The organism is Mangrovimonas sp. ST2L15, from assembly GCF_001280515.1.
Taxonomy (GTDB): domain Bacteria; phylum Bacteroidota; class Bacteroidia; order Flavobacteriales; family Flavobacteriaceae; genus Mangrovimonas; species Mangrovimonas futianensis.
In genome coordinates this window covers 1,922,612-1,946,997 of the sequence record NZ_LBIQ01000030.1, presented here as the reverse complement: position 1 = coordinate 1,946,997, position 24,386 = coordinate 1,922,612, and the positions used below count along the sequence as shown (strand labels likewise).

21 protein-coding genes are annotated in these 24,386 nt (G+C 35.3%); 9 read left to right on the top strand and 12 right to left on the bottom strand.

Annotated elements, in window-relative coordinates; all coding sequences use genetic code 11:
• The first annotated feature begins 18 nt into the window (after positions 1–18).
• Positions 19–720: an RluA family pseudouridine synthase gene (locus tag ZA07_RS12630; protein WP_053972026.1), complete on the top strand. Its 702-nt coding sequence runs from the start codon at positions 19–21 to the stop codon at positions 718–720.
• Here the strand turns inward: ZA07_RS12630 and ZA07_RS12625 are convergent.
• From ZA07_RS12625 to ZA07_RS12600, 4 genes are all read right to left on the bottom strand, one after another.
• Positions 683–1,489 (bottom strand): sensor histidine kinase, encoded by an 807-nt coding sequence (locus ZA07_RS12625; protein WP_231628678.1) that lies wholly within the window; start codon positions 1,487–1,489, stop codon positions 683–685. The genes ZA07_RS12630 and ZA07_RS12625 overlap by 38 nt on opposite strands.
• Positions 1,490–2,888: 1,399 nt before the next feature.
• Complete coding sequence (locus ZA07_RS16030; protein WP_157492131.1) at positions 2,889–3,326, bottom strand: hypothetical protein; 438 nt, start codon at positions 3,324–3,326, stop codon at positions 2,889–2,891.
• A gap of 339 nt (positions 3,327–3,665) precedes the next feature.
• Positions 3,666–4,007, bottom strand: a complete 342-nt coding sequence (locus ZA07_RS12605; RefSeq protein ID WP_053972022.1) for a hypothetical protein — start codon at positions 4,005–4,007, stop codon at positions 3,666–3,668.
• 45 nt (positions 4,008–4,052) lie between these two features.
• Positions 4,053–5,591, bottom strand: coding sequence for a YifB family Mg chelatase-like AAA ATPase (locus tag ZA07_RS12600; protein WP_053972021.1), 1,539 nt, complete (start codon positions 5,589–5,591; stop codon positions 4,053–4,055).
• 94 nt (positions 5,592–5,685) lie between these two features.
• On the opposite strand from ZA07_RS12600, the gene ZA07_RS12595 reads away from it, so the two are divergent.
• Positions 5,686–7,155: a DASS family sodium-coupled anion symporter gene (locus ZA07_RS12595; protein ID WP_053972020.1), complete on the top strand. Its 1,470-nt coding sequence runs from the start codon at positions 5,686–5,688 to the stop codon at positions 7,153–7,155.
• On the opposite strand, the gene ade is transcribed toward ZA07_RS12595, so the two are convergent.
• From ade to pabB, 4 genes are all read right to left on the bottom strand, one after another.
• Positions 7,156–8,778, bottom strand: a complete 1,623-nt coding sequence (ade, locus tag ZA07_RS12590; RefSeq protein WP_053972019.1) for an adenine deaminase — start codon at positions 8,776–8,778, stop codon at positions 7,156–7,158. It lies immediately after the preceding gene.
• An 84-nt stretch (positions 8,779–8,862) separates the two neighbouring features.
• Positions 8,863–10,860, bottom strand: coding sequence for a thioredoxin family protein (locus ZA07_RS12585; protein ID WP_053972018.1), 1,998 nt, complete (start codon positions 10,858–10,860; stop codon positions 8,863–8,865).
• Positions 10,860–12,188, bottom strand: coding sequence for a tRNA lysidine(34) synthetase TilS (tilS, locus tag ZA07_RS12580; RefSeq protein WP_053972017.1), 1,329 nt, complete (start codon positions 12,186–12,188; stop codon positions 10,860–10,862). The genes ZA07_RS12585 and tilS overlap by 1 nt, the downstream gene beginning before the upstream one ends.
• 50 nt (positions 12,189–12,238) lie before the next feature.
• A complete protein-coding gene (pabB, locus tag ZA07_RS12575) occupies positions 12,239–13,534 on the bottom strand; it encodes an aminodeoxychorismate synthase component I (RefSeq protein WP_053972016.1) in 1,296 nt (431 codons plus the stop codon).
• 348 nt (positions 13,535–13,882) lie between these two features.
• Between pabB and ZA07_RS12570 the strand changes: the two genes are divergently transcribed.
• Entirely contained in the window at positions 13,883–14,764 is an 882-nt protein-coding gene (locus ZA07_RS12570; protein WP_053972015.1) for an aldose 1-epimerase family protein, read from the top strand.
• A gap of 96 nt (positions 14,765–14,860) precedes the next feature.
• Entirely contained in the window at positions 14,861–15,451 is a 591-nt protein-coding gene (locus ZA07_RS12565; RefSeq protein WP_053972014.1) for a hypothetical protein, read from the top strand.
• 28 nt (positions 15,452–15,479) lie between these two features.
• Here ZA07_RS12565 and ZA07_RS12560 read toward each other — a convergent pair whose 3' ends face one another.
• Positions 15,480–15,902 (bottom strand): MotA/TolQ/ExbB proton channel family protein, encoded by a 423-nt coding sequence (locus ZA07_RS12560; protein WP_053972013.1) that lies wholly within the window; start codon positions 15,900–15,902, stop codon positions 15,480–15,482.
• A gap of 185 nt (positions 15,903–16,087) precedes the next feature.
• Here ZA07_RS12560 and ZA07_RS12555 point away from each other — a divergent pair, with 185 nt between their 5' ends.
• Both ZA07_RS12555 and ZA07_RS12550 read left to right on the top strand, forming a co-directional pair.
• Positions 16,088–17,134, top strand: coding sequence for a sensor histidine kinase (locus ZA07_RS12555; protein ID WP_053972012.1), 1,047 nt, complete (start codon positions 16,088–16,090; stop codon positions 17,132–17,134).
• Between the two features lie 2 nt (positions 17,135–17,136).
• Entirely contained in the window at positions 17,137–17,853 is a 717-nt protein-coding gene (locus ZA07_RS12550; protein WP_053972011.1) for a LytTR family DNA-binding domain-containing protein, read from the top strand.
• Between the two features lie 68 nt (positions 17,854–17,921).
• Here the strand turns inward: ZA07_RS12550 and lpdA are convergent, their stop codons facing one another.
• From lpdA to ZA07_RS12535, 3 genes are all read right to left on the bottom strand, one after another.
• Entirely contained in the window at positions 17,922–19,322 is a 1,401-nt protein-coding gene (gene lpdA, locus ZA07_RS12545) for a dihydrolipoyl dehydrogenase (RefSeq protein ID WP_053972143.1), read from the bottom strand.
• A 95-nt stretch (positions 19,323–19,417) separates the two neighbouring features.
• Positions 19,418–20,044, bottom strand: a complete 627-nt coding sequence (locus ZA07_RS12540; RefSeq protein ID WP_053972010.1) for a CPBP family intramembrane glutamic endopeptidase — start codon at positions 20,042–20,044, stop codon at positions 19,418–19,420.
• Positions 20,045–20,047: 3 nt separating this feature from the next.
• Positions 20,048–20,506 (bottom strand): Lrp/AsnC family transcriptional regulator, encoded by a 459-nt coding sequence (locus ZA07_RS12535; RefSeq protein WP_053972009.1) that lies wholly within the window; start codon positions 20,504–20,506, stop codon positions 20,048–20,050.
• A 158-nt stretch (positions 20,507–20,664) separates the two neighbouring features.
• On the opposite strand from ZA07_RS12535, the gene ZA07_RS12530 reads away from it, so the two are divergent.
• The 3 genes from ZA07_RS12530 (at position 20,665) to ZA07_RS12520 (ending at position 24,322) form a co-directional block, all read left to right on the top strand.
• On the top strand, positions 20,665–21,864 hold the full coding sequence (locus ZA07_RS12530) for an aminotransferase class I/II-fold pyridoxal phosphate-dependent enzyme (RefSeq protein ID WP_053972008.1): 1,200 nt from the start codon (positions 20,665–20,667) through the stop codon (positions 21,862–21,864).
• A 119-nt stretch (positions 21,865–21,983) separates the two neighbouring features.
• Positions 21,984–23,471, top strand: a complete 1,488-nt coding sequence (gene nhaC / locus ZA07_RS12525) for a Na+/H+ antiporter NhaC (RefSeq protein WP_053972007.1) — start codon at positions 21,984–21,986, stop codon at positions 23,469–23,471.
• 212 nt (positions 23,472–23,683) lie between these two features.
• Positions 23,684–24,322 (top strand): peroxiredoxin, encoded by a 639-nt coding sequence (locus ZA07_RS12520; RefSeq protein ID WP_053972006.1) that lies wholly within the window; start codon positions 23,684–23,686, stop codon positions 24,320–24,322.
• The last annotated feature ends 64 nt before the right edge of the window (positions 24,323–24,386 follow it).

The following is a 24,386-nucleotide window of genomic DNA, read 5'->3' as shown; positions in this document are numbered from 1 at the left end:
AAGTTTAATAATTTCTAGATGTCTAAAATCCTTTCCAATAAAGACAACCTTCAAATACTTTTTGAAGACAACCATATCATTGTTGTCAACAAACGGGCAGGTGATATCGTGCAAGGGGATAAAACTGGTGACAAGCCCTTAAGTGAGGTAGTAAAAAGCTACATCAAGGAAACATACAACAAACCTGGAAATGTCTATCTGGGTGTCGTACATCGCTTAGATCGTCCAACTACAGGCATAGTGCTTTTTTCAAAAACCAGTAAGGCCCTACCCAGATTAAACAAACTGTTTGCCGAAAAGGAGGCCAAGAAAACTTATTGGGCCTTGGTGAAACAAGCACCACAAAAAAGTTCTGACAGATTAGTTCATTGGTTAAAAAAGAATCCGAAGAATAATAAATCAACAGCTTTTACAAAAGAAATTCAAGACGGCAAGAAAGCCATTTTGAATTATAGAACTTTAAAGACTCTTGATCACTACACGCTTTTAGAAGTTGATTTGCAAACGGGACGCCACCATCAAATTCGGTCACAATTGGCAAGCATTGGTTGCCCTATCAAGGGAGATTTGAAATATGGTTTTGACAGAAGCAATCCGGATGCGAGCATTCACCTTCATGCCCGAAAACTGGAATTTGAGCACCCTGTTAAAAAAGATTGGATCGTTATTGAAGCTCCCCTTCCTAATGATCCACTTTGGCTGGCTTGCCAGGACAATTAACCGAATAAATCAAATTTAATTGACTGCCTTCACCAGGTTGAGATTTTAAATCAAATTTGGCTTGAATCAATTCTGCCCTACTTTTCATATTCAAAAGTCCAGAACCCATCTCGATAGTAGACATATCAAACCCTTTACCATTATCACGTGCCTGAATAACCAAATTATCATGTGAATAATCAAGATGAACATGAAGTTCCTTGGCTTCAGAGTACTTGACTGAATTGGAGAAAAACTCCTGTAATATCCTGAATAAAATGACCTCATGCTTTTTGTCTTCAAGCGGTTTAACCTCTCCAGTCACATCAAATTCAACCAAATCAAACTTCATTTTCCTCAATCTTTTTACTTCATTTCTAATAGACTTCTCTAATCCCATATTCAACAAAGCTTCATTGTTCAAGGACTTTGATAACGCCCTTACCTCTTCCAAACTCTGCTTTATGATCTCTGAAGTTGCCTTAACGGTTGGTTTGATTTTTTCGTCAACCTTGGCGTTGAGCATATTCATTTGCATGTTGGCGTAAGCTAAAAGCTGTCCAACATTATCATGCAGTTCCCAACCAATATTTTTAAGAGTTTGTTCTTGAATTTCGGTTTGGGCTTGTTGCATTTCCTTATCAAAAGCTTGCTGTTGTTTAATTTTATCAATCAACAATTGATTTTTACGCCTTTGGAACACCACGAAGAATAAAATAAAAAGACTGGTCAATAAAACCACTACCCCAATCATATAAACAATTAAATAACGTTGGGCAGGTGTAGTCACTGGTCTTTGTTCGGTTTGCAGTAAATTAGTGCAAAACCAAAAGTAGAATACATAAAAAAATTTGCTGCTAAATAGATTTGCCATTTTAAAATAATAAAGTTCCAATCGGAGGTTGTGAAATACGCATTATAAAAATTAAGGGGTGAAATTATTAACCACCAAACTAAAACAACTGTACTAATATAGAAATTAATTGATTTATGAAAATATAGGATACTCTCAGATTTCAACATTTCACTTAAAAACATTATCGCACATAAGATAATTATCAAAGAAGCCAAAAGAGCCATTGGTGTGTATAAATGACTCGTGAACAGGTAATTAATATTGAAAGCATAGTAAAGGACGAAAAAAGAAATTAAAATTAAAGTTAAATTCCAAATGACGCTCTTAAACCTTTCAGTTTTCAAAATTTTCCTGAAATAAAACGAATAAAATAAAGCGCTCCCATCTTCCAAAAAATATTAAAGAGCCAATAATTAGTTTCAATTAAAGTTCCATGTCATTTTTCCCTAAGCTGACTCAAAAAATCATATTTAACTACATAAGAGGGATAACTACCTACCAATTCTAAAGTGGCCACGGCTATTAAGAAATAGATAAAATACCTAACATCACTATCTTTAAACTTTTTAAAACTAAAAAAAGCAATTAAAGCAGCTATAATCTCAACTGATCTTGTTAGAAATGCATAATTTTCTTTGAAGAAATCTTCCAAACTGTATAAAAAATAAAAATTGATAGCTATTAATAATTTCAGTTTTGAGGATTACAAAAAATCAAGGCAAATGTAAACGACAGGAACACCATCGCGTTTATTATAAAATAGATCGGCAATTGTAAGGTAATACAATCTATATCATCAGTATGAAAGTACTCATTAAAGAAATTTATCAGCGTACTAATTAACCACCAAATTAAAATGACGGAACTAATATAAAAATTTAAAGATCCACAAAGTAAAGAACCCTACAAAAATGACCTGACCAGAAGACCTTAATTCCAAAATCACATGAGGAAATTGAGTGATCAGCAAGAACATATTAAAGCTATAATGGATAATTAAGAAAGAAACAAAAAACAAACGTTGTAACCCAAATGATTTTCATATACTTTATATTTTCCTGGATTTACTTAAAATAGAAGGAATAAAACAAAGGAGATACTAATATTCAGAAATTAGTAAATATAAAAGTTTCTTTCAAAAAATTTTAATCGCCATTCAACCAATCTTATTGGTTTACGAAGGAAGGATAATCAATAAACAACTCTTATGAAAAAATGCACAGAGTACTTTGCATCAGCATCTTTGCACTATATAAAACATAAAATACCTATTAAGACAGGTATCAAAATAACTGCCTTATTTATTATGCCAAATAAGATGTGTAAAACTCCTCTATAATACCTCATTCTTTATTTCCCCAGATAAATTTTGAGGTTTACATTTTATAAATGCAATTACAAATGTGAGATACAATAACATATTGCTAAACAATGCGACATTCCGTCTAAAACCAACAAAAGCCTCATCTTCTGCATTATAATACTTTTGATAATAAGCAATTGGAGTCATAACAAGAAACCAAATAAAAAAGGCTGCCGCCACATAAAAATGAAAAGATTTATAAAATGCAATAATTTTATCACTCATCAATATTTCATAAAAATAAAGTAGAACACATAGCATAATTTGAATCATCCCTCCCATTACAATAAACATATCCCTTTGATTATTATAATAACCTTGATAATTTATAATTAAACTTAGAGAACTAACCAGCAAAAAGAGTAATCCTCCATATTTGATAATAGCCTTAAACTTCTTATTTTCCAAAATTTTCGAAAAATAAAAAGTCACAAATAAGGCACTACCAATATTCCAAAAAACGGTATACCAGAGTATATTCTTCTCAAATATGGTTCCTTTCGTGTTTTTAGGAATCCAGCTCAGCCATTCAATATTTTTTGAATAACTGGGGTAATAACCTAATAGCTCAATAAAGACAATGTAAATAAGAAAAAAAATGAAAAATCTTACATTAGTTCCCTTAAACTTAGAATACGATAAGATACCGAACAAACCCGCCAAAACTATGACACCTTCATTAAAAATAATGAAATAGTATTTTAAGAAAAAATCTAGCATAACACCAAATAAAAATCAGATTTTAAATTATTGAGGATAATTTGCAGAAGGTGGGTGCCCTGGATCTCCACTGTTTAATCCATCTGCTCCAGGAATATCATTATTACTTCCATTTGAACTTTCTGTTGGTACCATAAAAACGGTTGACAAGCCACGATCTGATTCAGCTCCAAAATAAACTCTCACCCCATTCATATTACCATGTTCCTTTTGAGCATCATCTATGAATCCTTGCAAATCAACTAAATCAAACCATACCGACCGGTTATCTGGTGTGCCTGTTATTTGTGTTGAAATTACAGAGTGTCTAGAGTTAAAAGCTGTATCTAGTGCAGTCGCTTGTGCAGGAGAAATCTTTCCGTTGTACATAATAAATTGATTTTATAAAATTAATTAATAGTTTACTTGTTTGGTTTATCCCAACCAACCATCCCTATCCAAGCTTCGGTATTGAATGGCTTCTGAAATATGTAATCCTTGAATATCATCTGCACCTTCCAGATCTGCAATTGTTCGGGCGACCTTTAAAATCCTGTCATAGGCTCGTGCCGACAGATTGAGCCGCTCCATGGCTGTTTTGAGTAGTTTCTTAGAGGAGTCATCTAATATACAATATTTTCTGATTTGTTTGGTCCCCATCTGGGCATTATAATGAATATGATCAAAAGCCTCAAAGCGCTTCGTCTGAATTTCCCTAGCCTCAGTAACCCTTTTTCTGATTTCTACCGAAGATTCTCCCTTTCTGTCATCAGATAATTTATCAAAAGGCACTGGAGTCACTTCTATATGGATATCGATTCGGTCTAATAGCGGACCAGATATCTTACTTAAATACCTTTGCATTTCAGCAGGAGATGACGTTACCGGAGCATCAGGATCATTAAAATAACCTCCCGGACTGGGATTCATACTCGCTACCAACATAAATGAAGATGGATAAGTCACTGTAAATTTAGCTCTTGAAATAGTAACCTCTCTATCCTCCAACGGCTGCCTCATAACTTCCAAAACGGTACGTTTAAACTCTGGTAATTCATCCAAAAACAGAACACCATTATGTGCCAAGGAAATCTCACCCGGTTGAGGATAGGTCCCTCCTCCTACCAAAGCTACGTCTGAGATAGTGTGATGCGGACTTCTAAAGGGTCTTTGGGCCATTAATCCGGTATGTTCTTTGACCCGTCCAACAACTGAATGAATTTTTGTGGTTTCCAAAGCTTCATGCAAGGTCATAGGTGGTAAAATACTTGGCAAACGTTTAGCCAACATGGTTTTACCCGCCCCAGGTGGACCAATTAAAATAATATTATGGCCTCCAGCAGCAGCTATCTCCATACAACGCTTGATACTTTCTTGTCCTTTGACATCGGCAAAATCATGTTCCGGAAAATCTAAGTTTTTGTAAAATTCTTCACGAGTGTTAATAATAGTTTGCTCAAGAGGCTCCCCTTTATCAAAGTGATTTATGACCTGCTTAATATTTTCAACACCATAAACATTTAAATTATTGACTATAGCAGCTTCCTTGGCATTTTGCATAGGGAGAATAAAATTTTTAAACCCTTCTTCCCTAGCCTTTACAGCTATAGGCAAAGCTCCTTTTATGGGTTGCAAGGAACCATCTAAGGACAATTCTCCCATAATTAAATATTCCTCGAGATTTTCAGTTTTAATTTGATTGGATGCCGCTAGAATTCCAATGGCCAAAGTAACATCATAGGCACTTCCTTCCTTTCTTAAGTCGGCCGGTGACATATTGACAATGATTTTCTTTCCTGGAATTTTATACCCGTTGTTTTGTAGTGCCGCCGCAATTCTAAAATTGCTTTCCTTAATCGCATTATCTGGTAAACCAACCAAGTGATAACCAATACCACTATCAACGTTTACCTCAACGGTTATCGTGGTAGCTTCGACACCAAAAACTGCACTTCCAAAAACTTTTTTAAGCATCCTATCAAGTTGGTTTGTTTAAATGTAAGAAAAATATGCTGATTATAAATTCAATTAATTTCACTAATATTACCTCAAATCAATTTTACACCAAATGAATTTCACCAAACGATTAGGTTTTATCTTAGGCCCTATATTGTTTACTGTCACTAAATTTTATTTTCACCCAACCGGATTAAATGACGAAGCCAATGGCGTTTTTGCTACAACGTTATGGATTGCCGTTTGGTGGATAACCGAAGCCATACCTATAGCAGCCACAGCATTGCTTCCCATCATTTTATTTCCGCTTAATGGAAGTTTAGACATTGGAACCACCACGGCTTCTTATGGTCATAAATATGTATTCCTGTACATGGGAGGCTTTATCATTGCTATTGCTATTGAAAAATGGAATCTGCACAAACGAATTGCCTTAAATATTATAAACATCATTGGGTCCAACATCCGAAAGATTATTTTGGGTTTTATGGTGGCCACCGCTTTTTTATCCATGTGGATTTCAAATACGGCCACTTCTGTAATGATGTTGCCCATTGGAATGGCCATCATCCATCAGTTAAAAGATAATCCCCAAACATTAAAAAATGAAAATGATCTTTTTGGCAAAGCTCTGATGCTAGCTATAGCTTATAGTGCATCCATCGGTGGTTTAGCAACTTTAATTGGCACGCCACCCAACCTTGTTTTGGCGGGTATTGTAAAAAGTACCTATGACTACGAAATCACCTTTTTACAATGGTTTTTGTTTGGCTTCCCTATATCTGTTCTACTTATATTTATTTGCTGGAAATATCTCACCAAAGTGGCTTTCCGCTTTGAACAAAAAGAATTTCCTGGAGGAAAACAAGAAATTAAACGGCTTTTGAGTGAATTAGGAACCGTATCACGTGAGGAAAAATGGGTAACATTTGTATTTGGCACTACCGCTTTTTGTTGGATTACCCGCTCTTTTTTATTGCAAAATTGGCTCCCCAATCTAGATGACACCATCATTGCTATTTTCTTTGCAATTATCCTATTCATCCTGCCCACAAGTAAACCGGGCTATCGGTTAATGACATGGGAAGACACCAAAAAACTACCCTGGGGCATCATCATTCTATTTGGTGGTGGAATGGCGCTAGCCAAAGGTTTTGAAAGTAGTGGATTAGCATTATGGATTGGAAACCAAATGACTTCTCTAGTGGGTGTCACTACAATAATTTTAATACTATTACTTATAGCCGCCGTCAATTTCTTAACGGAAATCACATCCAATTTAGCTACCACTGCCATGTTACTACCAGTTTTGGCTCCCATGGCTCTCACGGTAGATATACATCCTTTTGTTCTCATGGTAGCTGCGGCCGTGGCAGCCTCATGTGCTTTTATGCTACCTGTGGCAACACCTCCAAACGCGGTGGTATTTGGTTCGGGGTATTTAAGAATTCCAGATATGGTAAACAAAGGATTGATTATGAATCTTCTTTCCATAATCATTCTGACCCTTTTTGTTTATTTTTTACTTCCTGTTCTGTGGGATATTGATATTGTTGGTTTCCCAGATAACTTCAAAAAATAATCAATCTGAATACACCGAAGTAAACTGAAAGGCATTACCATCAAAAAGTCCTTTATCACTGAGTTTTAAAGATGGTATGACTAATAACCCCATAAAGGATAAGGTCATAAAAGGGGCTGAAAGTTGGCTACCCAATTCCTTAGCTTTTTTATCTAATTGTTGGTAGGTTTCCCCAACTGCTTTTGCATCTTGATCGCTCATGATTCCGGCCACTGGCAAAGGCATTACCCAACTATCCTCTTCCAAAACAACACAAATACCACCTTTGTTTTCAATGACCGTATTGACAGCTCGACATAAAGAAGTATCATCGGCTCCTACCGCTATGATATTATGAGAATCATGACCTACGGAACTAGCTATCGCTCCTTTTTTTAATCCGAAGTTTTTAATAAATCCCAAGGCTGGATTGTCATTTTGATAGCGATTAACAACGGCCATTTTCAAGACATCATTTGAAATATCGGAAATAACGTTATCATACTTAACTAAGGGTTCCTTGATAAGCTCTCGCGTTACCAATTCGCCATCCAAAGCCTCAATGACTCTAATTCTATTAGCATTATGAGGAACAATAAAATCGGACACCAACTTTTTACTTGCTTTAAACTGGTTTGGTTTATCAAAATTAACTGGGCTAATAAAAGATTGGCCATTTTCACTCACCAACTGTCCGTTGATAAAAGTTTGCAAAACTTTAAATTCCTTGAGATCTTCTACGACTATAAAATCTGCTGAATCACCTAACTCCAATAATCCAACATCCAAGTTATAATGGTTTACAGGATTCACGCAAGCCATTTGAAGCACTTTAAACAGATCTACTCCTTTCTTTACGGCTCTAGCACAAAGTTGATTGATATGCCCCAGCAACAAGTCGTCTGGGTGCTTGTCATCACTACAGAACATCATGTTCTCAAAATGGTCTCCAGCCAATCCTATCAAAGCCTCAAAATTCTTGGCTGCACTTCCTTCTCTAATCAATATCTTCATGCCTTTTTGAAGTTTTTCCAAAGCCTCCTCTTGAGTAAAACACTCATGATCTGTTGAAATTCCTTCTGAAATATATTTTGAAACTTGGTCGCCTCTTAACCCCGGTGCATGACCATCTACTGGTTTATTATAAACCTTGGCCCAATGAATTTTTTTAAGTACTTCCTCATCATCAAAAATCACCCCCGGGTAGTTCATCATTTCGGCCAAATATTTGATATCAGGATTTGAAAGCAATTCCTTTATGCCTTCGGAATCAATGGTGGCTCCCGAAGATTCAAAAGTAGTAGCAGGGACACAAGACGGAGCACCAAAATTGAATTTGAAAGGTGTCTGTTTTCCGTTTTCAATCATAAAACGAACACCTTCCATTCCTAAAACATTGGCAATTTCATGAGGATCTGAAACCGTTGAAACCGTACCATGGTTTACCGCTACTCTAGCAAATTCACTCGGAACTAACATAGAGCTTTCAATATGGATATGGGCATCCACAAACCCAGGAAGAATAAAGGTCTCAACATCATGATCCTTTTCTTCTACAGCTTTTATTTTTCCTTGCTCAACGGTAATTTCACCTTTAAAGATTTTTCGATTTAAGATATCTACAATATTCCCTCGTACAGTCATCCCGTGATTTTTAGTAAAGCTAACATTTTTCCATAAAAAAAGCGACCCTGTCTAAGGATCGCTTTTTGTTTATGACTTTTCGTTCTATTTATCTCCTTTAAAGGCTTTGACACCATCCACCAACCAATTATAATACTCTAAAGGATCTGGTGTGTATCCCACTGGCAAACTGATGTCATTACCTTCGGTATCCTGTAACACATATAATGGTTGGGCATTGGTGTTATATTTGGTTTGTTGATATTCCAACCATTTTTGTCCAAAAGTTCTGATGGTATTTCCCGAAAATTCTGATTCGTATTGCTCATCTTTTGGCAGTTTGGTTCTATCATCTACATAAAGCGAAATAAGAACCACTTCGTTATTTAAAACACCGAAAACACGATCTTCTACCCAAACCTGTTCTTCCATTTTTCTACAGTTTACACAGGTAATTCCTGTAAAATCAAGCATTACAGGTTTATTAACCGATTTGGCATAGGCCAATCCCGTTTCATAATCATGAAATGCAATTAAATCTTGAGGTCCTAGATGAGCACCTTCTGGCAATTCTTTCATAGCTGATTTTGAATCCAGTTGAGTCGTCTGCTTCTTAGTGTAACCTACACCATATGGCGATTCACTATTGGTAGTTAATGGTGGCGGGAACCCACTAATTAATTTCAAAGGTGCACCCCACAGTCCAGGAACCATATAAAGGGTAAATGCCAATGCTACGATTGCCAAACTTAATCTACCTACTGAAATATGTTCCATTGGTGAGTCATGTGGTAATTTGATTTTCCCTAATAAATAAAATCCCAAGCATCCAAAAATGGCAATCCAAATGGCCAAGAAAACCTCTCTTTCCAAGAAATGCCACTCCAAAACCAAATCTATCATAGAAAGGAACTTAAAGGCAAAAGCCAGTTCTAAAAAGCCTAAAACTACTTTAACGGTATTAAGCCAACCTCCAGATTTTGGCAACGAATTTAACCAACTTGGGAAAAAGGCAAAAAGGGCAAATGGTAAAGCTACAGCAGATGAAAATCCTAACATACTTATCACTGGTGCAATTCCACCTTTTGTGGCAGCATCCAATAATGCTGTACCGGCAATAGGAAATGTACATGAAAATGATACAACCGCTAATGCCAAGGCCATAAAGAAAATTCCCATAATACCACCTCTGCTTGCTCCTTGGTCTACCTTGTTTACCCAGGAGTTTGGTAACATAATTTCAAACGCTCCCAAGAATGAAAAAGCGAACAAAACCAAAACGATAAACATTATGGAATTGAACAGCACTCCTGTAGAGAACTCATACATGGCGTTACTACCGAATAATGCCGAAACCGCAGTTCCTAAAAGGGTGTATATGACAATAATAAAAAATCCATACAACAAGGCGTTTCTAATTCCTTGACCTCTTGTTTTACTTTGCTTTGTAAAAAAGCTAACAGTCATTGGGATCATTGGGAACACACAAGGTGTTAACAATACCAAGAATCCGAGAAAAAATGAAGTAAAGAATATGGATAGTAGGCCATCGCTTTCTTCTGAACTGTCTGTTTCTGCTTGCTTGACAACCAAACCTTCTTCTTGTGGCTCTTCAAAAGTCTCCTCAGATTCAGAGACTTTTTTAGCTTTGGTTAAATCAAAGGTCATATTATAAAACTTGTAAATACACCTAGCATCATCACAAGCTTGATAGGAAATTTCAGAATTGATGGTTTCCAAATCCTTATTAGTCAATTCTATTTTTTGTGTAAATGTGGCTTGGGAATCAAAAAAAGTCATATCCATTTCAAATACTTTATCATATTTGGTAATGGACTTACTTTCTGAGGCTTTTCCAACCAATTTAAAATTGTTTGCCATCTGGATGGAGTCATATACAAACTCTGTTGGTAATGCTCCTCCCTCTGGTAAATTTTGAGAATAGAGATGCCAATGATCATCTATATCCGCTTGGTAAACCAATTCGTATTCTGTTTCTGAAATTTTATGGACTTCACCACTCCATTTGACGGGGTCCAACACTTGTGAATTAACTTGTAGGGCTGTTATAAAAAATAAACAAGCAGTTATGAATGACTTCATTAGCAAAGCTTTATTTTAAGTATTTGTTTTGTTGTTTTAGTTACTTTAAACCTATCGTCTGCTCTTAAATTGATGACCCAAACCACATCGGGTCCTGAACAGAGTAAATAGATTTTTTCCTTAGTTCGCAAAGATAGCTTTTCATCTTTTAAAAGCTTGCTTATTTTCTTTTTTCCTTGCATACCAAAAGGGTAAAAATAGTCGCCTTTTTTCCATGGTCTTACGGTCAAAGGAAAATTTAACAAATCTTTATCAACATAGATGGTATCCTTGGATGCATCACTTATTTCACCTACTAAGCCCATAGAAATTACACCTAGATCTGTTATGATTTCAGTATCTAGTTGGGATGCTTCTATAGCAATGGTTTTTCCTTCACTTTTGGAAATTTCTGACAGTATTAAGCGCTCCCTATTCTTGAGCAAAACATAATCTTTTGAAAAAATTTGTTTTCCTGTTTGGGCATCCAAAAGCGCCACCATATCATTCCAATTTGAAAAACCATACTCCTTAAAAATTTGATATAAATAGGACTTAGGACTTGATAAGGATTTTAACTTCTCTATGTTGAATTTAATCTGATATGGTGAAATTTCATCTGCCACATGTTCCAAAATATCATCAATCTGGTCCTCAATAATCAACTGGCTTTCCTTTAAATGTTCTTGGGTCTTATTGAAATTTTGAAGGAACTCTGGATTAATTCCCTTAAGTAAAGGAACTACATGATGTCTTAATTGATTGCGCACATATTTATCTGAAGCATTGCTACTGTCTTCTCTCCATGCTATATTTTCTTCTTGGGCATAAGTCTCTAAATCTGCTCTAGAAAAATTCAAAAGCGGTCTAATCACCTTCCCTTTTACACTTGGAATTCCAGTTAATCCATCAAGTCCCGTTCCACGGGAAAGATTGATCAAAAAAGTTTCTAGATTGTCATCAGCATGATGAGCAGTCAGGATATAATCAAAATTGAAAGTAGTAGCTAATTCCTCAAACCAATGATACCGAAGCTCTCTAGCAGCCAACTGGGTTGATAATTTTTGTTCTGAGGCATATTCAGACGTATTAAAACTTTCCAGAAACACCTCCACATCCAAAGTTTCAGCCAATTCCAGTACAAAAGTTTCATCTGCGTCACTTTCGGCTCCACGTAAATTAAAATTACAATGCGCCAAACCGATGTTTAATCCTGATTTATAGCTTAGGTGAGTTAAAACCACACTATCTAATCCACCTGAAATAGCAATTAGTAGTTTAGCATCCTTTAGGAAAGGAAAATTATCATTGATATGTTCTTGAAACTTTGGGAACAAACGCGCTAACATTTTTCAAATATACAGCATGAAAAGTAAGAATTATGTAATATCGGTTACATTTAACCTTCAAGAACCTCCCTCATGGCCTTGGCTTTTACCAAACATTCCTCATACTCTTTGTGTGGATCACTTTTAGCTGTGATGGCACCTCCCACAGAATAGGATACATACTGGCGACTTGCATTAAACAGAATACTGCGAATGACCACATTAAAATCAAAATCTCCATTCGGTTTGAAATAACCTACAGCACCCGAGTAAAGACCTCTTTTCGTTTCTTCATATGTTTCAATAATTTTCATAGCCGAAACTTTAGGGGCCCCTGTCATACTCCCCATTGGGAATGTTGATTGAATCAAATCTATAGAGTTGACGCTTTCTGGGACTTCAGAAGTGATGGTAGAAATCATTTGATGAACCTGTGGAAATGTATAAACCTCACACAATTCCTCTACTTTCACACTCCCTTTTATAGCTGTTTTGGATAAGTCATTACGAACTAAATCCACAATCATAATGTTTTCACTACGCTCCTTTTCATCTTCCTTCAATCCTTTTTTGAAAGCTTGATCTTCTTCTGAATCCTTTGACCTTTTGGCTGTACCTTTAATAGGTTGCGAAGTTAATTTACTCCCAGATCTTTTCAGGTAACGCTCTGGTGATGCTGACATCAGGTATTTATCTGAAATTTTTAAAAAGCTAGCAAATGGCGGCTTTGAAATGGCATCCAACTTTAAATACGTTTCCAAAGGATTTATTAGAGTCTGTTCTGCATAAAACTCCTGACAGAAATTCATTTCATAAATATCGCCTCTATGAATGTGGTCTAAAATATGAGAAAGCTTATCAAAGTATTCATCCTTATGGATTCTCAACTTGATTTTTACTGGCTCATCAATCCTATGGTTTGACAAAGTTTCAGAAGTTCGACTGATAGCCCTAAAATCACTTTCAACCTCACCTGCACACACTTCATTGTAAAGAAATTCGACTTGCTTTCCTTTGATTAAAATAATTTTCTTTGGTTGAAAAAAATATAAATCAGGAAACTCAAGTTGGTCTAAATTTTCTGATTTTAAATCCTCAACATCATTTTTTAAATCATAAGTCAAATAACCAAACATCCAATCCTGAATGTTTTCATGATAAGCCTTTAATTTTTCAAAAGCATTCACACTGTCTGTGTTTAAAAAAGACATGGCATCGACTGCTAGGAGAGCATCATAGCTTGAATATTTCTCAATATAATTGTTTGAATCCAACCATGAAATTTCATTAAACCTCAAACTCCAGTTTAAAAGCTTTTTTTTGAAGCTTTCCAGATCCTCCAAATGATATGTAACGTGACTTCTCAAGCAACCAATTTATGGTAACAAATTTCAAAATAAATAGGAGAGTCTACAAGTTTAAATTCTAAAAAGAAAAATCCCTTTCCAAAACTTGAAAAGGGATACAATAATCGCTTGTATATCAAAACCTTCCTAACAATAACTTTTTTAACCTAAGTTTTAGCTTTGATTCAATTGATTATTTTTCTTCCAATTATTTAATGACTAAAACGACATTTTAGATTGATTCGTATCTTAATTATTCACTATACCTTAATTTTACAGTGTAATACCTTTTTACTAATGAAAAAGGTCATTTTGCAAATTACATAAGAAAAACATTTAAACACTGTAAATCAGTCATATTTCGATAAAATGAAGGTTTTAAAAAATAGTTTTATTCAAATTCAGGTGAATCCAGTTGGTGCTGAACTTAGTAGTATAAAAGGTCAAAAATCTAATACTGAATTGATGTGGAGTGGTGATTCCAATATTTGGAACGGGATCTCACCCATTCTTTTTCCCATTGTTGGGGGTTTAAAAAATGATTCCTTCACCCATGATGGTAAAAGCTATCAATTACCGCGTCATGGTTTTGCTAGAAGAAATGACCAATTTACACTGGTGGAAGAATCAAATTCGAAACTGACATTTTCATTGACCAGTAACGAGGATACTAGAAAAAAATACCCTTTCGAATTTGATTTTTTCATCACTTATGAATTAAAAGACAATGAAATAACCATTACCTATAAAACCGTCAATAAAGGGAACAGCAACATGTTTTTTTCCATTGGGGCCCATCCAGCATTTAAGTGTCCCGTTTTTGAAGGCGAAACCTATCAAGATTACGTCTTGGAATTTAACCATGAGGAATCTTCAAAACGCCAATTGCTTAACCATGATGGTTTGTACAATTTGGAAACCGAACACGTCTTCACAACTCCCAATTTGATTGAGCTAACAAAAGACCTTTTCGACAAAGACGCTCTGGTTTTTACAGATTTAAAATCGGATGTGATTACTTTAAAGAGCAAAATTAATGGTGACATTTTGAGTGTTAAATTTAGTGGATGGCCTTACATGGGGATTTGGGCCAAACCCAACGCGCCTTTTGTTTGTATTGAGCCATGGTTAGGGTTGGCAGACCACATTAACACCAATCAAGAGCTATCAGAAAAGATAGGAATAATTACTTTAAAAGAAAAAGACAGTCATACGGCTTCATATTCTATTATTATCAACAATAAATTTTAACCTAAAATCGTTTAAATGATACTTTTAGGCTAATGGATTAAATTTTTTAAAAATTCCTTATTATATTAGAAAGGTTATCTCTTGATTCTACTTTAAATGAACAGTTCTATTTTTCAAATATTACCTACATTGGAGCCTTTTAATTATTCCCAACATTTTGAGGGACAATTTAAAGACAAGGAATGGGTATTGATAAATGGGATTAATGACAAGAAAGTAACCTATATATTCAAGCCTAATAACGTATTGAAAATTGTTGATAGCGGAACTACTATCAAAACAACCTGGAGTTTTATTAATTCCAATTTTCTTTCCATTCAAAGTGAAGATGGCATTCAGCTCGTTAAAATTTATTATAAAGGGCAAGATATGATGGTCATGAATCAGAGAGGCTCTGATGACTATGTTATGTTTGTGAACCAAACAAACTATGATGAAGATTTGGAGACTGAAGAAGATTTAAGACGCTTTTTACACAAAAAATATGTACAAAGGGCTTCTGAACTTATTAAAAAACATCAGTTTTACTACATTCAAAATTCCGAAGAATTTGGACCTTTTACCGTTGAAGAATTAAACATCAAAGTTCAAAAGGATGAGTTGAGTCATCACTGCTTTGTAAGGGATATCAATGAAGACGATTATAGCAGTAGATTACGGATTAGGGATTTACTGAGAGAAATATAAAAAAAGCAATCCTTTGGGATCGCTTTTTTTATTCTACATGACCTGCCTTCTGTAAACTTCTTAAAATTAAGATGCCTATTCTTGAGACTATAAAGACAAAACTTCCGAAAATAGCGGTCAAAAAAGACACTTTGAGTCCGCCAGCAATCATGGCAGAATTCAATTCTTGATTGAATCCTTCTATGGCGTCAAAAGCTTGAACCATCCCTATAATAGAACCCAAGAATCCCAATACTAGACCAAGTAAACTCACATCGCTCACAAGCCTCAAATATTTTTTAACCTTCAAGGGTTCGGTTTTGAGAACTAAACCTCCTTTTATGATAAAAAAAGCTGCCAATAAAAGACAAATTAAAATTAAAGACATAAAAAATGGACCTCCCTCCATAAAACGATCCACAAAAGGACCTGATAAAATAAGTAACATAGCTACACAGATTTTAATATTCATGTTTGTTTGATTTTGTTTAGCAAACTTAAAAGGTAAATCCCTTCAAAAAATAGAATTGCGACCGATGACCAATTTAAAGCCGGTTTTAACCTAAATGTCAAATCCCTTCCTAATCTGGTTATTTGTCTACAAAAAAACTTTTGCCAATAAATTTACCTTAATATTGTTAATGAAATAGTGCATTAATGAATTACCCCTTATTAAAACTCTTAGGTCGTTTCTTTATACACGGCATATTTTGGTGTGGTGTTCTTTTGTTTTACACCTACTTTTTTGGAGTGGGAACGGATGATTTTACCTATGTGCTTTCATTTTCGCTATTCTTAATGCCCATCACTATTGCCACCACCTATGTGAGCATTTACAAGCTTATCCCTGACTTTTTGATAACTAAAAAATATGGCTTATTTGGTTTATACAGTATTTATACCTTAATCATTTCAGGCTATCTTATTGTACTCTCTGTTATGTTTGGCCTCACTTATTTGTCCAATTTCAACTATGAAAACATGGCCCCAATTAGCAAAAGTCTGCTTTTTGTTATGGTTGCAGTTTATTTGGTAGTGGTCGTAGTAAGTGCTTTCAAACTTCTGAAGTTAAATTTCAGACAGGTGCAACTTAACAGCAACCTTCAGCAAAAAATACTAGAAACCCAATTACAGATTAAAGAGCAGGAGTTGCACTATCTCAAAATGCAAATTCACCCTCATTTTTTATTTAATACGCTAAATACCATTTATGGCTTCGCTTTAAAACAATCTGATGCGACACCAGAAATGATAATCAAACTTTCAAATATCTTGGATTATATCTTATACCAGGTCCAGAAACCTAGTGTTCCTATTAACGAAGAGTTATTGCACATACAAGATTATATAGATTTGGAGAAAATTCGATTTCACGACAGTTTATCGGTAAGCTTTGAGAAACAAATCCAAAATGAACATTTGAATATTCCCCCCATGCTCCTACTCCCCTTTGTTGAAAATAGTTTTAAGCATGGTAGCATCATTAATGGCATTTTAAGAATCAAAATAAACATAACAATCCAAGATAAAACCCTTAAGTTTTATATCGAAAATAGCTCATTAAATAACAACCAGTCTAAATCTGGTATTGGCTTGGAGAACATTAAAAAACGTTTAAATTTATTATATCCCAATCAATTCGATTTGAATATCAAAAATGAAAACAACACCTTCTCCGTTCATTTGGAAATCCATAATTTATAAAGATGGCAAAACCTCATAACATATCCTGCCTAATTGTAGATGATGAATCCATGGCCCGAGAGATCATTAGGAATCATTTATCTAAAATCGACAATATAACCGTAGTTGCCGAATGCAAAAATGCCATGGAGGCGTTCAATTACCTGAATAGCCAGCATATTGATTTGATTTTTCTTGACATTCAGATGCCAGAGATAAGTGGCATTTCCTTTGCCAAATCCATCAATCCAGAAACTAAAATCATTTTTACTACTGCTTTTAGAGATTATGCGGTAGAAGGTTTTGAATTAAAAGCTGTGGATTACCTCTTAAAGCCCATAACCTTTGAGCGTATACTAAAAGCCATCAACACCTATTTTGAGGTATATTCTTCAATTCCTTCCTCAATTAAAAAAGAACCTGAAACCAATCAATTTATGTTTGTACGATCTGATCGTAGAATGCTTAAAATTGATTTTGACGCCATTTATTTCATTGAAAGCTTTAGTGATTATCTTAAAATCCATTTAGAAAATGAGGTGGTGGTAACACGTGAGAACATTAGTACTATGGAAGGCAAATTACCTCAAAAGCAATTTATCAGGATTCACAGATCCTTTATTGTGGCTTTAAATAAAATGGATTCATATACCAATGACTACGTCATTATTCAAAACAAATCTTTAACCATAAGTCGGAGTTATAAAAAGGATGTTTTGGAACAATTAGAAGCATACTAAAAAAGCACCTTAAAAAGGTGCTTTTTTTAAAGATTCCGAAATAAGTTCAGAATGACAATTAATTTTATTTAAACATGTAAGGCTCTATCGTCAGTAGCCGCTAAAGCTGCTTCTTTTATTGCTTCTGTAAATGTTGGGTGTGCATGACTCATTCTTGATACATCCTCTGCAGATGCTCTATACTCCATAGCCACTACAGCTTCAGCAATCATATCAGCTGCACGGGCACCAATCATGTGTACCCCAAGGATTTCATCTGTAGATTTATCCGCAAGTATTTTTACAAAACCATCCAAATCCATACTGGCTCTAGATCTACCCAAAGCTCTCATAGGAAATTGTCCCACTTTATAGGCAACGCCTTTATCTTTTAATTGCTCCTCGGTTTGACCTACAGCAGCCACTTCTGGCCAAGTATAAACCACACCAGGAATTAAATTATAATCAATATGTGGCTTTTGTCCGGCTATTGTTTCAGCTACAAAAACACCTTCTTCTTCGGCCTTATGTGCCAACATTGCGCCTTTAACCACATCACCAATCGCATAAATATTAGATGCACTTGTTTGAAGGTGATCATTCACTTCTATTTGACCTCTATCAGTGATTTTTACTCCAGCGGCTTCAGCATTCAAACCATCAGTAAATGGTCGTCTACCAACAGATACCAAACAATAGTCTCCTCTTAATTCAACTTCTTCACCCTTTTTATTATCTGCCTTCACAACCACTTCATCTCCTACTCTTTCAACAGATTTGACTTTGTGAGAGTTATTGATGGTGAATTTTTGTTTCTTCAACACTTTATTAAGCTCCTTGGATAACCCGCTATCCATAGTTGGGATAATGCGATCCATATACTCCACGACAGTTACTTCAGCTCCTAAACGCTTATAAACTTGACCTAATTCCAAACCAATAACACCACCACCAATTACAATAAGATGTTTTGGAACCTCTTTAAGCTTCAATGCTTCAGTTGATGTTATAACACGCTCTTTGTCAATGCTTATGAATGGTAAACTTGAAGGTTTACTTCCTGTAGCGACAATCGTGTTTTTAGCTTCAATTTCTTCTTCCTTCTCTCCTGAAATAACGATATGGGTTGCATCTTTAAAGCTTCCAATTCCCTGATAAACATCTATATTATTCTTCTTCATCAAGAAATCAATACCGCCAGTAGTTTGATCTACCACAGATTGTTTTCTAGCAACCATTTTTTCAAGATTGACTTTGATTTCCCCTGGAATATCTATTCCGTGGTCTTCAAAATGCTTGACAGCATCTTCATAATGATGGGACGAATCTAAAAGCGCTTTACTCGGGATACATCCTACATTTAAGCAAGTACCACCAAGTGTGGAATATTTTTCTATGATAGCAGTTTTCATTCCTAGTTGGGCACATCGTATTGCGGCCACATAACCACCAGGTCCAGAACCTATTACAGCTACATCGTATGAATTCATAAGAAAGGTTTTGATTAATTTGAAATAAAACGGTAACAAAAATACAATTTTGAATTCCAAATACCGAAATATGCTTTGCTAATTTTTTATACTTATTAGGTAGGAAATCCTAACATACCTCCCATTCCAACCATAAATAACCAACTACCATACAAGGCATGCTCAATCGAGACCAATAAAGTGGATTTGGTTCTTTGGTAAGTCAGCGCAAAGATGACTCCACCAATAAAAGTAAGGACATGAACCATGGTATTTCTAAAGAATAAATGAGCCAAAGAAAATAGAATGGAATTCATAAAAATCAGGAGGGCTTCACTCTTGAAAAAATCAGAATACCTTTTAAAGAAAAACGTTCGATATAAAAGCTCCTGAGGATATACCGAGAAAAGGATATAAACCAAAGTGAACAAAAACCAGTATAGTGGTTTTTCCATCATAAAAGTAAATAAACGCTCTCTATCGGTTAGAAGCACAAATAAGATTGTAAATACGGCAAGGACAAAAAACTTAACAAGAGTACGCTTTATAAAAACACCCCAATGAATTTCCTTTTGAATAAAGAAAGTTACTCCTTCAAGTTTAATCATCACCCACAACACATATAAAAAACCTAAAACACCCAAACTCACCTTTATTGCAACCGGATAATCCATGGCAAAGCTTACTGGAAAAATCACAAACAGAATAAAAAACTCGATGAGCCTAAAGGTTTTTTCTTTCATAATTTAAATATTTACAGCCGTAGTATGCTTCACTTCATTGATAACAAACATACTGTGGGTGCTTCCTATATGTTTGATGGATGTCAGTTTATCGACCATGAACTCTCTAAACTCAGCCATATCAGCCACCACCACTTTTAACAGATAATCATAATCTCCACTAATATGAAAACACTCCACCACCTCTTGTAAAGTCGCTACATTCTTTTCAAAATCAACTACAAAATCGTGTGAATGCTGAGTGAGTTTGATGTGGCAAAAGGCAACAAAAGATTTATTAATTTTTTCTTTATTAACCAAGGCCACATACTTTTTGATGACCTCATTTTTTTCTAACTTTTTAATGCGTTCATAAACTGCCGTAACCGACAGGTTTAATTTCAAGGACAATTGTTTGTTTGTTAATTTACAATCTTCCTGAAGCAATTTCAATAATTCCCTATCAATTTTGTCAAATTCCATGTTTTGAAAATTTTTCTAATAAATCATTTGGTAGCTATGTACTTTAAATAAAATATCTACAATACACATTAAATATAGTGTTATTTTCTAAATAACATCATATACATTGATTTTTAGTCTTCATTTTATGAATTTTGACTAATTAAAAACTATATACAATGGCATTTAAACCTGCAAACAACATACAAGATTTACAATATTTTGGAGAATTTGGCGGTGTAAACCCGTCTATCTCAGACTCCTCAACCTACACCTTTCTATCGGCCAAAACCATGTTTGATACCTTTGAAGGTAATGCTGATGGATGCTACCTTTATTCCAGACACTCTTCTCCTTCCAACCTATATTTAGGTGAAGCTTTATCTGCTATGGAGGGAACAGAGACTGCCAATGTTACAGCATCTGGCATGGGAGCTATTACGCCTGTAATCCTACAACTTTGTGGAGCTGGAGATCACGTTGTTTCCAGTAGAACTATTTACGGCGGGACTTATGCATTCTTGAAAAACTTCACACCAAAATTACAAATAGAGACCACTTTTGTGGACATCACTAAATTGGATGTGGTTGAAGCTGCCATCAAACCCAACACAAAAATCCTTTACTGCGAAAGCGTGAGCAACCCTTTACTTGAAGTTGCTAATATTAAGGGTCTTTCGGAATTGGCTAAAAAGCACGGATTAAAATTGGTTGTCGATAATACCTTTTCCCCGCTTAGCATTTCACCCGCCAAACTTGGGGCAGATATTGTAATTCACAGTTTAACCAAATTCATTAATGGCGCTTCTGATACTGTGGGTGGTGTCGTTTGCGGGACCCAAGAGTTTATTGATAACTTAAGAAACGTTAATGATGGGGCATGCATGCTATTAGGATCTACTATGGACAGCCTTAGAGCCGCTTCCATTTTAAAGAATTTAAGAACCCTTCATATCAGAATGCAACAACACAGCAAAAATGCTATGTATCTGGCTCAAAAGTTTGAAGTAGATGGTCTAAAAACCGTTTATCCTGGGTTAGAGTCGCACCCGTCACATGAGTTATTTAAATCCATGATGAACGAAACTTATGGTTTTGGAGGCATGATGACGGTTGATGTGGGATCCTTGGAAAAAGCAAACGAATTAATGGAATTAATGCAAACCAAAAATTTAGGGTATTTAGCCGTTAGTTTAGGATTCTACAAAACTCTATTCTCTGCTCCTGGAACATCAACTTCTTCTGAAATTCCAGAAGAAGAGCAAAAAGATATGGGATTGAGCGATGGTTTGATACGATTTTCAATAGGATTGGATGCCGATATTGAAAGAACTTATACGTTAATGAAGTCCTGCATGACCGATCTAAACATTTTATAAAACCCAACAAACTACAACCAACTTAAAACACCCGATTTAAAATCGGGTGTTTTTTTTTGAATTTGCATAGCTTTTTTGAAAATCGTAACATTACAACTCAAAAATTCTAACATAACTAAATGGAAAGCCAAAACATCAAACCTAGACATCCAGAAGACGAACATATAGTTGAAAACAAGGAACTCAATATATGGGAAGCCTTAATTCCAGTATTTGCCTTGGTGGCCATGTTGTTTTACAATGTCTTTTTTGTTTTTGGTGATGATGCCCTTAGCGGAAGCAATCAGTTCATTCTTTTATTAGGAGCAGCAGTAGCCGCCATAGTAGGTTTTTTCAATAAAGTATCCTATGAGCAAATGCTCGAAGAAGTTGCCGAAAACATAAAATCGACATCAGGTGCTATACTCATTTTATTAATGGTAGGAGCTTTGGCTGGAACCTGGCTTATTAGCGGCATTATTCCTTCCATGATTTATTATGGACTGCAAATATTAAATCCAACCATATTTTTGGCTGCCAGTGTTATTATTTGTGCCATTATATCCATAGCCACGGGAAGTAGTTGGACCACTTCTGCGACAGTTGGTATAGCCTTAATTGGTATTGGGAATACATTGGGTATCTCTGCAGGGATGACCGCTGGAGCCGTTTTATCTGGTGCTTATTTTGGAGATAAAATGTCTCCTTTAAGTGATACAACAAATTTAGCTCCTGCCATGGCTGGAGCTGGGTTGTTTGAGCACATAAAATACATGGCCCTGACCACGGTTCCAACTATTACTATTACTCTCATTGTTTTTATCATTATTGGTTTGAATTTGGACACCCACGGTACCGCCAATGTAACAGATAAACTGACTGCAATTGATGGGGCATTCAATATTTCACCTTGGTTGTTTGTTGTCCCAGTTTTAGTCATATTTATGATTATCAAAAAAACACCACCTTTAATCGCTCTACTTGTAGGAACTTTATTAGGTGGTATTACCGCTTTAATTGCACAACCTCAAATTGTAACACATTTAGCAGGAGCAGAAAGCCTTACTTTTGAATCAGCATACAAAGGTGTTATGAATGCTATTACCGTTGGAGGATCTGTAGAAACTTCAAGTGCCGAATTAAATGATCTATTCAGCTCTAGCGGTATGGAAGGCATGCTGGGAACCATTTGGTTAATTATTTGTGCCATGGTTTTTGGAGGCGTCATGGATGCTATTGGAGCTTTAGCTAGAATCAGTAAAGCATTACTAAGTTTGGCTTCATCAACTTTCGGGTTGTTTGCCAGTACTGTAGCAAGCTGTTTAGCTCTGAATGCTACGGCTTCAGATCAATACTTAGCATTGGTCGTTCCTGGTAAAATGTTTAAAAAAGCCTATGATGACAAAGGTCTAGCCCCTGAAAACTTAAGTAGAACTTTGGAAGATTCTGGAACGGTAACCTCTGTCTTAGTTCCCTGGAATACTTGCGGCGCCTACCAAAGTAGTGTACTAGGTGTAGATGTAGCTCATTATGCCTACTATGCCATTTTTAACTGGTTAAGCCCTATAATGACTTTGATATTTGCTGGTTTCCAAATTAAAATTAAACAAGCTACCGGCAAGCTATAATAAATAATCAAGACTTTCACATATTAATTACAAATTGCATAGTTTTTAATGATAAAAATTAAACTATTAATAATTTAACCGCCTCTTTATTATTGCGATATCTGAAACCTATTTTGTAATAAGAATATATAATAAATTGTTATAGTAATTTCCCTCAATGATTGAGTAGTTTTGCATTAGAAATTAATTGTAAAATCTTAAACATTATACATATGTCATTTGTAGGAAAAAAATTCCCAAATTTAAACGTTGACGCCATGAATGAAATGGGCGATACTTTCAAAGTCAATGTTCTTGAAGAAGCTATCAACAACAACAAAAAAGTAGTTTTGTTTTGGTATCCAAAGGACTTTACCTTTGTTTGTCCAACAGAATTACACGCATTCCAAGCAGCTATAGGAGAATTTGAAAAGAGAAACACTATTGTAATTGGTGCTTCTTGTGACACTCCTGAAGTTCACTTTGCATGGTTAAACACGGCTAAAGATAATGGTGGTATCGAAGGTGTTACTTACCCAATCTTAGCAGATTCTAACAGAAACCTTGCTTCTACTTTAGGTATTTTGGATATCACTAACGAAACTTACAACGAAGAAACTGGAGTTGTAACGGTTGAAGGTGATAATGTGACTTATAGAGCTACTTACATCATCGATGAAGAAGGAGTTGTTCAACATGAGAGCATCAACAACATGCCACTAGGTAGAAATGTTGGTGAATACCTAAGATTAGTAGATGCTTTAACCCACGTTCAAGAAAAAGGTGAGGTTTGTCCAGCAAACTGGGAAGAAGGTAAAGATGCTATGAACGCCAACAGAGATGGTGTTGCTTCTTATTTAGCTTCACACTAATTAAACTTCATTTAATTTTAATAAATTGTTCCCCAAGTTCCTATTTATGAACTTGGGGAGTTAA